This window comes from Micrococcus sp. KRD128, assembly GCF_017168395.1.
Taxonomy (GTDB): Bacteria; Actinomycetota; Actinomycetes; order Actinomycetales; family Micrococcaceae; genus Micrococcus; species Micrococcus luteus.
The window spans coordinates 1-14,769 of sequence record NZ_JABFAX010000006.1; the positions used below are offsets into that span (position 1 = coordinate 1).

Annotated in this window: 15 protein-coding genes; 5 read left to right on the forward strand and 10 right to left on the reverse strand. The window is 75.3% G+C overall.

The genetic code is table 11. The features are described from left to right. Positions 1-81 precede the first annotated feature (81 nt). From J1M44_RS02700 to J1M44_RS02720, 5 genes are all read left to right on the forward strand, one after another. Complete coding sequence (locus J1M44_RS02700; protein WP_095694843.1) at positions 82-1,278, forward strand: glutamate--cysteine ligase; 1,197 nt, start codon at positions 82-84, stop codon at positions 1,276-1,278. Between the two features lie 82 nt (positions 1,279-1,360). After that, entirely contained in the window at positions 1,361-2,536 is a 1,176-nt protein-coding gene (locus J1M44_RS02705; protein WP_060775391.1) for an alcohol dehydrogenase catalytic domain-containing protein, read from the forward strand. Beyond that, positions 2,533-3,564 carry an NAD-dependent epimerase/dehydratase family protein gene (locus tag J1M44_RS02710; protein ID WP_002857570.1) on the forward strand — a complete coding sequence of 344 codons (1,032 nt, stop codon included), beginning with the start codon at positions 2,533-2,535 and terminating at the stop codon, positions 3,562-3,564. The genes J1M44_RS02705 and J1M44_RS02710 overlap by 4 nt, the downstream gene beginning before the upstream one ends. 5 nt (positions 3,565-3,569) lie before the next feature. Then, on the forward strand, positions 3,570-4,064 hold the full coding sequence (locus J1M44_RS02715) for an ABC transporter substrate-binding protein (protein WP_206480500.1): 495 nt from the start codon (positions 3,570-3,572) through the stop codon (positions 4,062-4,064). After that, positions 4,061-5,092 (forward strand): cation diffusion facilitator family transporter, encoded by a 1,032-nt coding sequence (locus tag J1M44_RS02720; RefSeq protein WP_206480501.1) that lies wholly within the window; start codon positions 4,061-4,063, stop codon positions 5,090-5,092. Before J1M44_RS02715 ends, J1M44_RS02720 begins: the two co-directional genes overlap by 4 nt. A gap of 8 nt (positions 5,093-5,100) precedes the next feature. Here the strand turns inward: J1M44_RS02720 and J1M44_RS02725 are convergent, their stop codons facing one another. Genes J1M44_RS02725 through glgX form a run of 10 tightly spaced genes read right to left on the reverse strand, consistent with a single transcriptional unit; the run spans position 5,101 to position 14,699 of the window. Beyond that, the gene (locus J1M44_RS02725; RefSeq protein ID WP_206397559.1) at positions 5,101-5,631 is read right to left on the reverse strand and encodes a hypothetical protein; all 531 of its coding nucleotides are present in this window, start codon (positions 5,629-5,631) and stop codon (positions 5,101-5,103) included. 50 nt (positions 5,632-5,681) lie between these two features. Then, positions 5,682-6,773, reverse strand: a complete 1,092-nt coding sequence (gene tsaD, locus J1M44_RS02730) for a tRNA (adenosine(37)-N6)-threonylcarbamoyltransferase complex transferase subunit TsaD (protein WP_206480502.1) — start codon at positions 6,771-6,773, stop codon at positions 5,682-5,684. A gap of 26 nt (positions 6,774-6,799) precedes the next feature. Further along, positions 6,800-7,387, reverse strand: a complete 588-nt coding sequence (locus J1M44_RS02735) for a GNAT family N-acetyltransferase (protein ID WP_206480503.1) — start codon at positions 7,385-7,387, stop codon at positions 6,800-6,802. Continuing rightward, entirely contained in the window at positions 7,384-8,055 is a 672-nt protein-coding gene (gene tsaB, locus J1M44_RS02740) for a tRNA (adenosine(37)-N6)-threonylcarbamoyltransferase complex dimerization subunit type 1 TsaB (protein ID WP_206480504.1), read from the reverse strand. Before tsaB ends, J1M44_RS02735 begins: the two co-directional genes overlap by 4 nt. Positions 8,056-8,065: 10 nt before the next feature. Beyond that, positions 8,066-8,692 (reverse strand): tRNA (adenosine(37)-N6)-threonylcarbamoyltransferase complex ATPase subunit type 1 TsaE, encoded by a 627-nt coding sequence (gene tsaE / locus J1M44_RS02745; protein WP_065573546.1) that lies wholly within the window; start codon positions 8,690-8,692, stop codon positions 8,066-8,068. Continuing rightward, positions 8,689-9,894: an alanine racemase gene (alr, locus tag J1M44_RS02750; RefSeq protein WP_206480505.1), complete on the reverse strand. Its 1,206-nt coding sequence runs from the start codon at positions 9,892-9,894 to the stop codon at positions 8,689-8,691. The genes tsaE and alr overlap by 4 nt, the downstream gene beginning before the upstream one ends. Beyond that, positions 9,891-11,468, reverse strand: coding sequence for an NAD(P)H-hydrate dehydratase (locus J1M44_RS02755; protein ID WP_206480506.1), 1,578 nt, complete (start codon positions 11,466-11,468; stop codon positions 9,891-9,893). Before J1M44_RS02755 ends, alr begins: the two co-directional genes overlap by 4 nt. Beyond that, a complete protein-coding gene (locus J1M44_RS02760) occupies positions 11,465-11,845 on the reverse strand; it encodes a holo-ACP synthase (protein WP_049160506.1) in 381 nt (126 codons plus the stop codon). The genes J1M44_RS02755 and J1M44_RS02760 overlap by 4 nt, the downstream gene beginning before the upstream one ends. Further along, positions 11,842-12,573, reverse strand: coding sequence for a hypothetical protein (locus J1M44_RS02765; RefSeq protein ID WP_206480507.1), 732 nt, complete (start codon positions 12,571-12,573; stop codon positions 11,842-11,844). The genes J1M44_RS02760 and J1M44_RS02765 overlap by 4 nt, the downstream gene beginning before the upstream one ends. Beyond that, positions 12,570-14,699, reverse strand: a complete 2,130-nt coding sequence (gene glgX, locus J1M44_RS02770) for a glycogen debranching protein GlgX (RefSeq protein WP_206480508.1) — start codon at positions 14,697-14,699, stop codon at positions 12,570-12,572. The genes J1M44_RS02765 and glgX overlap by 4 nt, the downstream gene beginning before the upstream one ends. Between the last annotated feature and the right edge of the window lie 70 nt (positions 14,700-14,769).

Here is a 14,769-nt window from a genome sequence, read left to right on the forward strand (position 1 = left end):
GGGGCGGGCCATGCGCCCCACCCTAGGTCCGAAGCGTGGACACCGGGCGCGGACCCGGCAGGGGCTTCTAGGATGGGCGGCATGACTCTGCCCTTCGCCGACTCCGCGCAGTCCACTCTCGGAATCGAGTGGGAGCTCGCGCTCGTGGACGCCGTGTCCGGCGAGCTGCGCTCCGAGGCCCCGGACCTGCTGCGCGCCCTGCATGTGGCCGAGGGCCTGGCCGACGACGACGTGAACCCGCACATGACCAGCGAGCTCCTGCAGAACACGGTGGAGCTCGTCACGGGCGTGCACGAGCGCGTCGACGCCGCGACGGCGGACCTCGGCCGGATCGCCGCGCGCGTGGCCGACGCCGCGGCCGCGCGGGGCATCTCCCTGTTCTGCCAGGGCACGCACCCGTTCGCGGACGCGATCGCGCAGCCCTCGACACCCAGTGAGCGCTACGACCGCATGCTGGATCTCACCCAGTACTGGGGTCGGCAGCTGCTGATCTTCGGCGTGCACGTGCACGTGGGCCTGGACGACGTCTCCAAGGCCATGCCGGTGGTGAACGGCCTGGTCAACCGCGTGCCGCACCTGCTCGCACTCTCGGCCTCCTCCCCCTTCTGGGCGGGCACGGACACGGGCTACCAGTCCCAGCGCACCCTCCTGTTCCAGCAGCTGCCCACGGCCGGCCTGCCGTTCCAGTTCCAGGAGTGGGAGGACTTCGAGCGCTGCGTGGCCCAGATGGAGCAGGTGGGCATGATCGCGGACGTCACCGAGTGCCGCTGGGACGTGCGGGCCGTGCCGCGCCTGGGCACGGTGGAGATGCGCGCGTGCGACGGCCTGGCCACGCTCGAGGAGATCGCCGCCGTGACCGCCTACACGCAGTGCCTCGTGGACGACCTGTCCGCGAGCCTGGAGCGCGGTGAGACGGTCGAGGTCCTGCCGCCGTGGCACGTGCAGGAGAACAAGTGGCGCGCCGCCCGGTACGGCATGGACGCCACCGTGATCGTGGACGCCCGGGGCACCCAGGTCCCGCTGGCGGAGCACCTGCCGGCGGAGATCGAGCGACTGACCCCGGTCGCCGAGCGGCTGGGCTGCGCGGCGGAGCTCGCCGGCGTCCAGGCGATGATCGACGACGGCGGCGCCGCGCGTCAGCGTCGCGTGGAGGCGCAGGCCCTGGCCGGCCCGCCGGCCGCGGGTGAGGACACGGATGACGCGGTGGCCCCGCTGCGCGCGGTCGTGCTGGACGCCGCCGCCCGCACCCGCGCGTCGCTGGACGGCCGCGCCGGCTGAGCGGCCGCTCCCCCGACGAGGTGGCGGTCCCGCCGCGCCTGCACGCTTCCGCCGGCGCGCCCGGCGCGGTTACGGTCGCACCATGCGAGCACTCACATGGCAGGGAAAGCGCAACGTCGCCGTCGAGGACGTCCCGGATCCGCGGATCCAGGAGCCGACGGACGCGATCATCGAGGTCACCTCGACCGGCATCTGCGGGTCGGACCTGCATCTGTACGAGGTCCTGGGGCCGTTCATGGACGCGGGGGACGTGATCGGTCACGAGCCGATGGGCATCGTGCGCGAGGTCGGGTCCGAGGTCACCCACATCCGGCCCGGTGACCGGGTGGTCGTGCCCTTCACCATCTCCTGCGGTCGGTGCTGGATGTGCCAGCGCGGGCTGCAGTCCCAGTGCGAGACCACCCAGGTGCGGGAGCAGGGTTGCGGCGCCGCGCTCTTCGGCTACTCCCGGCTCTACGGCTCCGTCCCCGGCGGACAGGCCGAGCTGCTGCGTGTGCCCCACGCGGACTACGGCCCCGTGAAGGTGCCGCACACCGGCCCGGATGAGCAGTGGCTGTTCCTCTCGGACGTGGTCCCCACCGCCTGGCAGGGGGTCCAGTACGCGAACGTCCCCGACGGCGGCACGCTCGCGGTGCTCGGCCTCGGCCCCATCGGTCAGCTGGCGGCGCGCATCGGCGTGCACCGGGGGTACCGCGTGATCGGCGTCGACCCGGTCCCCGAGCGCCGCGCGATGGCGGCCCGGCACGGCATCGAGGTCCTGGACGCCGACGGCGGCGAGGCCGAGGTGCTCCGCGAGCGCACCGGCGGCCGCGGCCCCGACGCGGTCCTGGACGCGGTCGGCATGGAGGCGCACGCCTCCCCGGTGGGGCACGCGGCCCACACCGCCGTGGGCCTGCTGCCCGACGCGCTCGGCCGGGCGGCCATGAAGACCGCCGGCGTCGACCGCCTGAGCGCCCTCCACACCGCGATCGACGCGGTCCGCCGCGGCGGCACGGTGTCGCTCTCCGGGGTCTACGGCGGCATGAAGGACCCGATGCCGATGCTCACCCTGTTCGACAAGCAGATCACCCTGACGATGGGCCAGTGCAACGTCCGTCGCTGGGTGGACGACCTGCTGCCCCTGCTCGACGACCCGTCCGACCCCCTCGGCGTGCTCGACCTGGCCACGCACACCGCCCCGCTCGAGGACGCGCCCGCCCTCTACGAGACGTTCCAGAAGAAGGAGGACGGCTGCGTGAAGGTGGTCTTGAAGCCGTGAGGATCGTCGTCCTGGGCGCGACGGGCAACGTCGGCACCGCTGTCCTGCGCCGCCTCCAGGCCGCGGACGAGGTGAGCTCGATCGTGGGCGTGAGCCGTCGCGGCCCGGACCGGGCCGGAGCGCCCTACGACGGCGTCGAGTGGCACCGCCTGGACGTCGCGGAGCCCACGGCGGCGGGGCGGCTGCGCGAGATCGTCGCCGGCGCGGACGCCGTCGTCGACCTGGTGTGGGTGATCCGCCCCAACCGCGACCGCGACCACCTGCGCGCCGTCAACGTGGCCGGCAACGAGCGGGTGTTCCGGGCCGTGGCCGAGGCGGGCGTGCCGCACCTGGTCTACGCGTCCTCGGTGGGCGCGTACGGGCCCGGGCCGAAGGGCCGCGCCGTGGCCGAGTCCCATCCCACCACCGGGGTCCCCACCTCGCACTACGCCGCACAGAAGGCCGAGGTCGAGTCGATCCTCGACCGCGTGCAGGCCGAGCACCCCGAGCTGCTCGTGACCCGGCTGCGCCCCGGGCTGATCTTCCAGTCCGCCGCCGGGCCCGAGATCAAGGACTACTTCCTGGGGGACCTCGTCCCCGCCCGGCTGGTCGCCCGCCTGCGCACCCCGGTGCTGCCGTTCCCGCGGGGCCTGCGGTTCCAGGCGCTCACGGCCCAGGACGTGGCGGACGCGTACTGGCGCGTGATCGCCCACCGCGCGGGCGGGGCCTTCAATGTGGCCGCCGACCCCGTGCTGGACGCGCACACCATGGGCACCGTCCTCGGGGCGCGCCGCATCCTGGAGCTGCCCGTGGGCCTGTTCCGAGCGGCCGCGGCGCTGACCTACCGGGCACGGCTGCAGCCCACCGACCCGGGGTGGGTGGACATGGCGGCGGCGGTGCCCATCATGGACACCACGGCCCTGCGCGCCGCGACCGGCTGGTCCGAGACCACCGACGCCCGGGAGGCGGTCCGCCTCGTGCTCGACCATCTCGACGGCGCCGAAGGCCTCGGCAACGCCGGGCACCGCTCGCACTCGCCCACGGAATGAGGACGATGACCCTCACCCGCCGGGCTGCCCTGACGGGCCTGCTCGGGAGCGCCGCCCTCGGGTTCACCGCCTGCACCTCCTCCGGCTATCCCGCCGACCCGGAGGGCACCCTGGACCGCGTCACGGGCGGGGTGCTGCGCGCCGGCGTCGTGCACCACCCGCCCCACGTGGACGCCTCGGGCGCCGAGCCCGTCGGCCCCGAGCCCGACCTGATCCGCGGCTTCGCGGCGGCGCACGACGCACGCGTCGAGTGGACCGTGGCCGGGGAGGAGGCGCTCATGACCGCGCTGGAGAAGGGTGACATGGATCTGGTGGCCGGCGGCCTGACCTCGGCGTCCCCGTGGACGTCGCACGCGAGCATCACCCGCGACTACGCCGAGGCGCAGGGTCCGGACGGCGAGCCGGTGAAGCTCGTGATGGCCGTGCCCCTGGGTGAGAATCAGATGCTCACGGCACTCGAGGCGTACTTCGACCAGCGCGCAGCGGAGGAGGCCCGATGACGCGGCGGGACACCTGGGAGACGGGGCCGAGCGGGCGCCGGTTCGGCGCCACGGAGCTGCCCCCGGAGATCGAGCGCGTGGTCCAGCAGGCCAAGCGGCTCGAATGGGTGACGCTGGGGGTGATCGTGGTCACGATCGTCCTCGTGGCGATCGTGATGGGCTCCTCGCAGGCCATGCGGGCCGCGTGGATCGAGGACCTGCTCTCCCTGATCCCGCCGATCGCGTTCCTCATCGCCCTGCGCGTGGCCCGCATGGCCCCGACGCGGGCCCGGCCCTACGGCTCTCACCGGTCCGTCGGGGTGGGGCACCTCGTGGCCGCCGTCGCCCTGTCCGTGATGGGCGTGGTCCTCGTCGGCGACTCCATCCTGGGCCTGGTGACGGCGGAGCACCCGCCCATCGGCACGTTCGACCTGTTCGGGCACACCGTGTGGCAGGGCTGGTTCATGATGGCCGTGATGGCCCTGTCCGTGCCGGGGCCCATGATCCTCGGCCACAAGAAGCTCAGGCTGGCCGAGCAGCTCCACGACCGCGTGCTGTACGCGGACGCGGACATGAACAAGGCGGACTGGCAGACGGGCGTGGCGACCATCGTCGGCGTGGCCGGCATCGGCCTGGGCTGGTGGTGGGCGGACTCCGCTGCGGCGATCTTCGTGGGCGTGAGCATCCTGCTGGACGGCTGGAAGAACCTGAAGGAGGCCGTCACGAACCTGGCGGATCGCCGCGCCGCCACGATCGACGGCGCCCGGCCGCACCCGCTCATAGACCGTGCCGAGCGGGTCGCCTGGGCGGAGCCGTGGGTACGCCACGCGGGCGCCCGCGTCCGGGACGAGGGCCACGTGTTCCACGTGGAGATGTTCGTGGTGCCGCACGAGGGGGCGGACGTGACGGTGGCCCGCTGCTGCGCGCTGCGGGACGCGATCGCCGCGCTGGACTGGAAGCTGCAGGACGTCGTCGTCGCGCCGGTGGACGAGCTGCCCGCCGAGGTGCACGGCGGTCGGTCCGGGGAGCATCAGACGGGCGAGGAGTAGCCCGGGCCTCAGCCTGCCAGGAACCGTCCCTCGAGGGTGGCGGAGGTGATGCGCTGGACCTCGCGCTGCTGGTCGGCGGCCCTCTGACGCAGTGCCTGCATCTCGGCGGCGTCGACCGCTGGCAGGTGCGGCGCGAGCTGTTCGAGGACGTCCCACATCGCAGACTTGGCCTGGAGCATGCCCTGCAGCAGGTCCAGTTCGATCTGCGTCCAGCCGGAGCCGCGCGTGCGCAGCGCGTTCACGGGGTTGAGGCGTCCACCGACCTCGGCCGCCGCGCCGGCGGCCCGGTCCACCAGCGGGGTGCGGAGGCCCAGCTCGCCGATGAGCGCCTCGAGGCGGTCCTGGTCGCCCTGGACGGCGTCGCCGAGGCGGCGCAGCGCGGCCTCCTGCGGGGTGCCGGCCCAGGTCTGCTCGGCGGCGCGGAACGCCTTCACACCCGAGCGGGAGCCGAGCAGGTGCTGATTGAGGAAGTCCTCCAGCATCTGCTCGTCCACGGCGGCGGAGGTGGACCCGGGGCGAGGGTGCTCATGGCCGGTCATGGGCCCTGTCTACGGAACGCGCGGGCGTGGCGGCAAGAGGCCGGGCGCGCTCAGACGCTGACGACCTCGACCGGCTGTCCCGGGTCCGCGCCGAACCACGCGTCGGAGGGGGCGACGCCGTCGCGCACCAGGCGTGCGCCGAGCGCGGCGACCATCGCCCCGTTGTCGGTGCACAGGTTCACGGGCGGGACGGTCAGCTCGATGCCGGCGGAGCGGCACCGGTCGGTGAGCAGGGCGCGCAGGCGCGAGTTCGCCGCGACGCCGCCGCCGAGCATGAGGTGGGTGAGCCCGTGCTCGCGGCAGGCGCGGACGGCCTTGGCGGTGATCACGTCGGCGACGGCCTCCTGGAAGGAGGCGGCGATGTCCGCGCGCGGCACCTCGAGGCCGCGGGCCTCGAACTGCTCCACGGCGCGGGAGACGGCGGTCTTCAGCCCGGAGAAGGACCAGTCGTGCCGGTGCGGGCCGGGCTCCTCGGCGCTGCCGACGAACTTGCCCGCGGTGAGCCCGCGCGGGAAGCGGAAGGCCGTCGGGTCGCCCTGGGCGGCGAGCCGGTCGATCACGGGGCCCCCGGGGTAGCCCGCCCCGATGAGCCGGGCGACCTTGTCGTACGCCTCGCCGGCCGCGTCGTCGATGGTCGAGCCCAGCAGCTCGACCTCGGAGCTGATCCGGCCCACGCGCAGGATCTCGGTGTGTCCGCCGGAGACGAGCAGCGCGCCCAGGTCCGCGGGCAGGTCGTCCCACTGCGCGGGCCGCACGCCGTCCAGCATGCCGACGCCCACGTGCGCCACGAGGTGGTTGATGCCGTAGAGGGGCGTGCCGAGGGCCGTGGCCAGCGCCTTGGCCCCCGCGACCCCCACCATGAGGGCGCCCGCCAGACCCGGACCGGAGGTGACGGCGATCGCGTCGAGGTCCGCGAGGGTGACGTCGGCGGTGTCCAGGGCGCGGCGGATCGTGGGCACGAGGGCCTCGAGGTGCGCGCGGGCGGCGATCTCCGGGATCACGCCGCCGAAGCGCACGTGCTCCTCCACGGAGGAGGCGACCTCGTGGGCCAGCAGGGCGGTGCCGCGGACGACTCCGACGCCGGTCTCGTCGCAGGAGGACTCGATGCCGAGCACGAGGGGGGCTGCGGTGGCGGTGGGCATGGGCTCCAGTCTAGTGAGCGGCCCGGTCACAGGGCCTTGCGCATGATCACGGCGTCCTCGCCGCCCGGGTAGTAGCGGCGACGCACGTGCAGCTCCTCGAAGCCGTGCCGCGCGTAGAGGCGCCGGGCGACGGCGTTGGAGGCCCGGACCTCGAGCATGAGCGAGCTCGCGCCGCGCGCCGCGGCCTCCGCGGCCATCCAGCGCAGCTGGGCCGCCCCGATCCCCCGCCCCTGCGCCGCCGCGACCGTGCCCACGGTCTGCACGTCGGCGACGTCGCCGACCACCATGATCCCGCCGTAGCCGACGATCTCGCCGGGGGCGGGGCCGTCGTCGTCCGCGGCGCCGGGCGCGGCCACGTCGCGGACGACCACGCGGTAGTCCCGGGTGGGCGGGCGGCCGTGCGCGTCCCGCCCGCCGGCGGGGCCGGTCTGGGCGAGCTCCTCCTCGTAGAAGTGCGCGGGCCAGGCGTCGAGCGGGAAGAGCGTGGCCTCGTGGGCGAGCACCTCGGGGACGTCCCACACGGTCATGGGGCGCAGCAGGTACCCGGGCGGCAGCCCGTGCCCGTCCTCGGCGGGGCGCCCGTCGCCGGTCGGGGCCGGCTCGGCCGGACTCACGCGCCCGCCCGCTTGCGGGGGCCGGGGACCTTGGCGTCGGACTCGCGCAGGTAGAGCGGCTCGGCCGGCACGAGGCCGCGGCCGCGCCGCAGGGCGAGCTCGGCCACCTGCCCCACCCCGACGGCGGACGGCGTGGCCGTCTCCCAGTCCGGCACCGCGCGCAGCGCCTCGGGGTAGAGCCCGGCCCCCGCGCCGTAGACGGGCAGCGGGGTGACCTCGTCCGCGGGCGAGACGAAGGGGCCGTGCAGCAGCGTCGGCTGCCCGCCGACCTGCGCGTAGTGGGCCCAGTAGACCTCGCGGCGGCGGGCGTCCGTGGCGACCACGAACTCCTCGATCCCGTGGCGGAAGGCGTCGACGCCGGCCGTGTGGGCGAGCGCGTCGAGGCTGCGGACCCCGTGCACGGGCGCGTCCCACGCCAGGCCGAGGGCGGCCGCCGTCGCCAGGCCCGCGCGCAGTCCCGTGAAGGGTCCGGGGCCGACGCCGACCGCGAGCGCGTCCAGCGCGGTGCCGGTGACGCCGGCCTGGTCGAGCACGGTCTGCACCGCGGGGGCGAGCACCTCGGCGTGGGCGTGGGTGTCGTCCGTGGCCCAGCGCGCGAGCTCCTCACCGTCCCGCAGGACGGCGACGGAGGCGGCGGCGGAGGAGTCGATCGCGAGGAGCAGGGCCATGGCGGCCAGTCTACGGAAGCACGACGCCGGCCCAGCGCGGGCCGCGGCCGGTCACGATGGCCGAACGCAGCTCCTCGGCCTGGCCCCCGTCCTCGTCGGAGAAGTCGGTGACGATGCCGTCCTCACCCTCCCCCGCCGAGGCCGCGGGGGCGTCCTCACCCCCGCGGGCCCGGACGATCTCGATGTCCAGCCACGAGGCGTCCGGGTCCTCGGGGAACCCGGCGAGGGACTCGGCCATGCCCCGGCCCCACTCGACGACGGTCACGGAGCGGTCCACGCTCGCGTCCAGGTCGAGGTCCGTGAGCTCCCCCGCCGAGCGCAGCCGGTACGCGTCCACGTGCACGAGGTCCGGGGTGCCCGCCGGGGCGTCGGCCGGGGCGGGGTGGACGCGGGAGAGGACGAACGTCGGCGAGACCACGCCGGAGGCCACGCCGAATCCGCTGGCCAGCCCCTGGGTGAAGGTCGTCTTGCCCGCGCCGAGGTCGCCCGTGAGGATCAGCACGTCGCCGGCGCGGAGCACCCCGGCGAGGGCGCGGCCGAACGCCCGGGTGCCATCGGCGCCCTCGAGGGGGACCGTCGCCGTGAGCACGGGCTCCGGCAGGGTCGGGCCGGGGGCGGGGATCGCGTGGTCGCTCATGGGCGGGCCTCCTGGGTCGGCGTGGGGTCCACGTGCTGCCGGTCCACGCGGCCTCCGATGCGGGTCACGAGCTCGTAGTTGATCGTCCCGGCGGCCGCGGCCCACTCCTCCACCGGGATGCCGGAGGCCGGTCCGAACAGCTCGACGGCGTCGCCGGGCGCGTCCGTGGCGTCCGGGCCGAGGTCCACCACGAACTGGTCCATCGCGATGCGGCCCACCACGGGGACGGTCCGGCCGCCGACGTGGACGCGCGTGCCCTCGACGACGCGCGGGACGCCGTCGGCGTAGCCGACGGGCACGAGCCCGAGGGTGGTCGGCTCCGCCGTGACGTGGCGGAACCCGTAGGACACGCCCTGCCCGGCGGGGACGGCCTTGACGTTGGCCAGGACGGTGACGAGGGACATGGCCGGGCGCAGCCCGAGCTCGGCGGCGGTGACGTCCGCGAACGGGGAGAGCCCGTACAGGCCCAGGCCGACGCGCACCATGTCCAGGTGCGTGTCCGGCCGGGAGAGGGTGGCGGGCGTGTTGGCCAGGTGCCGCAGCAGCGGGTGGCCGAGCGTCTCGGCGGCCTCGGCGGCCATCCGTTCGAACCGCAGCAGCTGCGCCGTGGTCTCGGCGGCCCGGTCCGGCTCGTCCGCCACGCCGAGGTGGGAGAACACGCCCTCCACCCGCACGAGGCCCGCGGCCTCGAGCTCGGCGGCCCGCTCGACGAACGCGGGCCACCGCGCGGGCGGGCAGCCGTGGCGGCCCAGGCCGGTGTCCGCCTTCAGGTGCAGGACGGCGCGGGCCTCGGGTCCGGCCCCGCCGCGGGACCGCAGCCCGCGGACGGCGTCGGCGACGGCGTCCAGGTCCCAGCCCGAGACGCCGAGGGTCACCTCCGCCTCCACCGCGGCGGCGAAGTCCGTGGCCCCGGTGTGCAGCCACGCGAGCACGGGCAGACGCACCCCCGCCGTGCGCACGGCCAGGGCCTCGCGCACGTGGGCCACCCCGAGCCGGTCCGCGCCGGCGGCCGCGGCGGCGCGCGCGACGGCCACCGCGCCGTGGCCGTAGGCGTCGGCCTTGACGACGGCGGTCAGCAGCGGCCGGCTGCCGTCGGGGCGGCGAATCCGCTCCTGCAGCACGCCCACGTTGTGCCGGACGGCCGCCAGGTCGATGCGTGCGGCGCGCTCGGTGTCCACCGGGCTGACGTCGGCGCGGCTCATCGGACGGCCTCCGGCTCGGCGTCGTCCGGCCACCACAGGTGCGCGACGCGCGCGCCCAGCGCGGCCGGCAGCGTGGCCGTGGTGATCCGCCCGGCGCGGGCCTGGTCGGCCCCGGCCCGGGCGTGCAGCCAGGCGGCCGCCGCCGCGAGCCGAGCCGTGGGCGCCGGGCCCGGATCCTCCCCGGCCTGGCGCGCCTTCGAGCGCCGCGCCACGTCCGCAGCCAGGACGGCGCCGATCGCCCCGGAGAGCACGTCGCCGGTGCCGCCCATCGCGAGGTCGGGACCGCCGCCGATCACGACCCATGCCTCGCCGTCCGGGGCGACCACGAGGGTGCGCGGACCCTTGAGCAGGACGGTGGCCCCGTGCGCAGCGGTCCACGCCCGCAGTGCGGCGAGCGGGTCGGCGGCGTCGGCGCCGTCCGCGGGGACGCGCTCGCGCAGGCGGGACCACTCCCCGGCGTGCGGCGTCAGGACCACGGGCGTGCCGGCCGCGCGCAGCGTCCGCAGCTCGGCGGCGGTGACCAGGTCCAGGGCCGAGGCGTCGGCGACGAGGGCCGCCTCGGGCCGCTCCTCGAGCGCGGCGAGGACACCGGCCCAGCGCCGCCGCGCGTCGTGCTCGGTGTCCAGGCCGGGACCGGCCACCCAGGCGTCCGCGCGCGACGGCTCGGGCCCCTCCGCCGAGACCAGCGCCTCGGGGTGGGCGGCGAGCACCAGGTCCCGGGTGGTCTGCGGGCCGGCATGGTGCACCATGCCCGCGCCCGTCTGCAGCGCGCCCGCGCTCGCGAGCACGGCGGCCCCCGGGTAGCGCTCCGATCCGGCGACGACGGCCACCACGCCACGCGTGTACTTGTGGGCCTCGGCTGCGGGGGCCGGATGGGCGGCCCGTGCGGCGGCCTCGTCCATCACGCCCAGCCGCGTGGCCGGCGACGTCGGCAGGTGCGGGCCCAGCCCGATGTCCACCACGTGCACGGTGCCCGCGCGCGCCGCCCCCTCCCCGAGGACGAGGCCGGACTTGAGGGCGCCGAACGTCACGGTCGCGTCCGCGGGCAGGGCCTCCCCCCGCACCTCGCCGGTGTCCGCGTCCACGCCGGAGGGCACGTCGCACGCCAGCACGAGCGCGTCCGCCGGCAGGGCGCGCGCCGCGGCGGGCAGCTCATACTCGCCGGTGAAGCCCGTGCCGAGCACGCCGTCCACCACGAGCGCGGCCTCGGGCGGCACCGCGTCGGCGCGGCGTCCCCCGGCCGCTCGCAGCGCAGCCCAGCCCTCGGCGTGCCAGCGCGGGGCGCCGTCGTCGTCCCGGCGGACGGGCACGGCGACCGCGGCCACGCCCCGGCGGCGCAGGAAGGCGAGGGCGAACAGCGCGTCCCCGCCGTTGTTGCCGGGGCCGACGAGGGCGGCCACGATCGTCCCGGCCACCGGGCCGCGCTCACGCAGCAGGGCGGCGGCGTGCTCGGCCAGGGCCCAGGCGGCGGCGCGCATCAGCTCCGGGCCGCGGCCGGCCGTGAGCAGGGGCTCCTCGGCCGTGCGCACGGCCGAGCCGGTCAGGGCGATGTGGGTCAGGTCATCGGCGGTCATGCGGGCTCCTCCTCGGCCGCGCGGCGTTCGGCGACCACGTAGGCGGTGGCGACGTCCCCGTCATGACTGAGGGAGAGGTGCCAGTGGGTGATGCCCAGGGCCTCGGCCTGGGCCTGGACGGTGCCGGTCAGGTGCACGGTGGGGCGGCCGTCGCCGTGGTCCGGGCGCGGGATCCAGCAGTGGTGCCACATCATCCCGGGCGGGGCGCCCATGGCCTTGGCGATCGCCTCCTTGGCGGCGAAGCGCGCGGCCAGCGAGCGCAGCGGCAGGTCCCGCTCCTCCGCGGTGAACAGGCGGGCGCGCAGCGCCGGCGTGCGCTCGAGCTGCGCCCGGAACCGCGGGACGTCCACCACGTCCACCCCCACGCCGACGATCATGCCGCCCCCGCCCGCCGGGCGCCCACGACGACGGCGCCGGCCTCGTCCCCGACGGGCTGCCCGCGCAGTCGCTTGGCCAGGTCCAGCGGCCACTGCAGCACGCCGGGCAGCTGCTGGTCGCAGCCCGGCGTGAGCATCGCCTTCCCGTAGGCCAGCACGCCGTAGACGCCGTGCCGCAGGCGGCCGAGCCGGTCGAAACCGGCGTCGAACGCGTACAGGGACACACGGCCCTCCTCGGGGGTGAAGCACCGCTCCGCCAGCAGCCGCGCGCGCTCCACGTGCTGGTGGAAGGTGAGCACGCCCAGGTGGTGCAGATCCAGTTCGCGCATGCGGTCGGCCGCGTGGACGACCTCGCCCTGGGTGGTCACCGGATCGGGCGCGAAGCACTCGACGGTGACGCCGGCCAGCCGCGGGTCGCGCTCCTCCGGGCCGCCGCACAGCTTCTCGTGCCCGTCCGGCCCCAGGTACGCGGAGACGAAGAGCCGGTCGGTGACGCCGGACGCGGCGAGCTCGATCGCGGCGTCATAGACGCGGGGCTGGCTGTAGAGGACGAGGAGGGCGTCCACGCGCGGGGCGTCGTCCGGGTGCGGGTCCGTCACGGCGTGCGTGGCCCACCCCGCGCCGAAGGCCAGTCCCAGCGCCGTCAGGGCCGCCACGGTGGCGCAGAGGGCCCGCGTCCACCGCGGCAGGCCACGGCGGACGCGCCCCCGGTCGGCCTGCGGGCTCATGCGCCCTCGGGGACCTGCCGCAGCACGACGGTGGAGCGGGCCTGGACCTCGAGCACGTCCCCGGCGCGCACGCGGGGGTGCGAGCCGCTCGGGGCGACGTGGGACGAGGTGTCCACGACGACCTCCCACTCGGCCGGGAACGTGGGCCCGGGCAGGGTGTACGGCACGGGCTCCCACCACGCGTTCATGAGGACGTAGAAGTCCCGGTAGGGCTCCTCCCCGTCCTCGTCCCCGCGGGTGAGCATGTGCCCGTTGAGGTAGAAGCCGATCGACCGGGCCTCGGCGCCCCAGTCGTCCTCCGTCTTGGCGGTCGCGTCCGGCTCGAGCCACACGATGTCCGGCAGGGGCGCCTCGACGTCGCGGGCCGCGGGGCGACCGTCGAAGTGGTGGCGGCGGCGGAACACCGCGTGGTCACGGCGCAGCGCGATCAGGTCGCGGGTGAACGCCACGAGCGAGTCGTCCATGGCGGACCAGTCGATCCACGAGATCTCGTTGTCCTGGCAGTAGGCGTTGTTGTTGCCGCCCTGGGTGCGGCCCAGCTCGTCGCCGTGGCTGATCATGGGCACGCCCTGGCTGACCAGCAGGGTGGCCAGGAAGTTGCGGCGCTGGCGGGCGCGCAGCGTCACGACCTCGGGGTCGTCGGTCTCCCCCTCGACGCCGCAGTTCCACGAGCGGTTGTGCGCGTCGCCGTCGTTGTTGTCCTCGCCGTTGGCCTCGTTGTGCTTCTCGTTGTAGGAGACGAGGTCGCGCAGGGTGAAGCCGTCGTGGGCCGTGACGAAGTTCACGGACGCGCCGGGGCTGCGCCCGTCCCCCTCGTAGAGGTCGGCCGAGCCGGTCAGGCGGGTGGCGAACTCGCCGAGCGTGCCGGGCTCGCCCCGCCAGAAGTCGCGCACCGTGTCCCGGTACATGCCGTTCCACTCGGACCAGAGGCCGGGGAAGTTGCCCACCTGGTAGCCGCCCCAGCCCACGTCCCACGGCTCGGCGATGAGCTTGACGGTGCGCAGCACCGGGTCCTGGCGGACCACGTCGAAGAACCCGGAGAACATGTCCGGGCCCTGCTCCCCCTCCACCCGGGTGAGGGTGGTGGCCAGGTCGAACCGGAAGCCGTCCACGTGCATCTCGGTGACCCAGTGGCGCAGGGAGTCCATGACCAGCTGGAGGGCCTTGGGGCTGGAGAGGTCCACCGAGTTCCCGGTGCCCGTGTAGTCCATGTAGTGCCGCTCGTCGCCCTCGACGAGGTGGTAGTAGCCGGCGTTGTCCAGCCCGCGCAGGCTGAGCATGGGGCCCTTGTCGTTGCCCTCGGCCGTGTGGTTGTAGACCACGTCGAGGATCACCTCGAGACCGGCGGCGTGCAGGTCCTTCACCATCTGCTTGAACTCGCGGACCTGGCCGCCCACCTCGGAGGAGGAGGCGTAGGCGGCGTGCGGGGCGAAGAAGCCGAGCGTGTTGTAGCCCCAGTAGTTGCTCAGCCCCTTCTCCTGCAGGGTGGCGTCGTTGACGAACTGGTGCACGGGCATCAGCTCGACGGCGGTCACCCCGAGCTCGGTCAGGTGGCGGACCACCTCCGGGTGGGCCATGCCCGCGTAGGTGCCGCGCAGCTCCTCGGGGACGGCGGGGTGCAGCTTGGTCATGCCCTTGACGTGGGTCTCGTAGATCACCGTGTCCGTGAGCTCGACGGCGGGTGGGGCGTCATCGCCCCAGTCGAAGTCCTCGGCGACGACCACGCCGAGCATGCTCGTGCCCAGGTTGTCCGAGGTGTCGATGCGGTCCGGCTCGTCGAAGTCGTACGAGTGGTGCTGCTGGCCCCACTCGTAGTCGCCGGTGAACGCCCGCGCGTACGGGTCCACGAGGATCTTGGCCGGGTTGTGCCACAGGCCGCGGGCGGGGTCCCAGGGGCCGTGCACGCGGTAGCCGTAGCGCTGCCCGTGCCCGATGCCCGCCACGTGGGCGTGCCATGTGGTGCCGTGCCGCTCCTCGAGAGGGATGCGCGTCTCCGTGCCGTCGTCGGCGACGAGGCACAGCTCGACCGCCTCCACCTCGCGGGAGACCGCGAGGGCGAAGTTGGTGCCGGTCTCGTCCACGGTGGCCCCGAGGGGGTACGGCTGGCCGATCTCCACTGTGTGCATGACTCTCCGGGGTCTCGTCGTGCGGCCCGCCGGGTGCGGCGGGCCTCCTCGGGGAGTCTACTGGCGCGGG

Bases quoted from the DNA above. Each gene is read 5' to 3' on its own strand.
- J1M44_RS02700 (WP_095694843.1), top strand. From the start codon at position 82: ATGACTCTGCCCTTCGCCGACTCCGCGCAGTCCACTCTCGGAATCGAG.
- J1M44_RS02765 (WP_206480507.1), bottom strand. From the start codon at position 12,573: ATGAGCCCGCAGGCCGACCGGGGGCGCGTCCGCCGTGGCCTGCCGCGG.
- J1M44_RS02725 (WP_206397559.1), bottom strand. From the start codon at position 5,631: ATGACCGGCCATGAGCACCCTCGCCCCGGGTCCACCTCCGCCGCCGTG.
- J1M44_RS02720 (WP_206480501.1), top strand. From the start codon at position 4,061: ATGACGCGGCGGGACACCTGGGAGACGGGGCCGAGCGGGCGCCGGTTC.
- J1M44_RS02760 (WP_049160506.1), bottom strand. From the start codon at position 11,845: ATGATCGTCGGCGTGGGGGTGGACGTGGTGGACGTCCCGCGGTTCCGG.
- tsaB (WP_206480504.1), bottom strand. From the start codon at position 8,055: ATGGCCCTGCTCCTCGCGATCGACTCCTCCGCCGCCGCCTCCGTCGCC.
- J1M44_RS02705 (WP_060775391.1), top strand. From the start codon at position 1,361: ATGCGAGCACTCACATGGCAGGGAAAGCGCAACGTCGCCGTCGAGGAC.
- alr (WP_206480505.1), bottom strand. From the start codon at position 9,894: ATGAGCCGCGCCGACGTCAGCCCGGTGGACACCGAGCGCGCCGCACGC.
- J1M44_RS02715 (WP_206480500.1), top strand. From the start codon at position 3,570: ATGACCCTCACCCGCCGGGCTGCCCTGACGGGCCTGCTCGGGAGCGCC.
- tsaD (WP_206480502.1), bottom strand. From the start codon at position 6,773: ATGCCCACCGCCACCGCAGCCCCCCTCGTGCTCGGCATCGAGTCCTCC.
- J1M44_RS02755 (WP_206480506.1), bottom strand. From the start codon at position 11,468: ATGACCGCCGATGACCTGACCCACATCGCCCTGACCGGCTCGGCCGTG.
- glgX (WP_206480508.1), bottom strand. From the start codon at position 14,699: ATGCACACAGTGGAGATCGGCCAGCCGTACCCCCTCGGGGCCACCGTG.
- tsaE (WP_065573546.1), bottom strand. From the start codon at position 8,692: ATGAGCGACCACGCGATCCCCGCCCCCGGCCCGACCCTGCCGGAGCCC.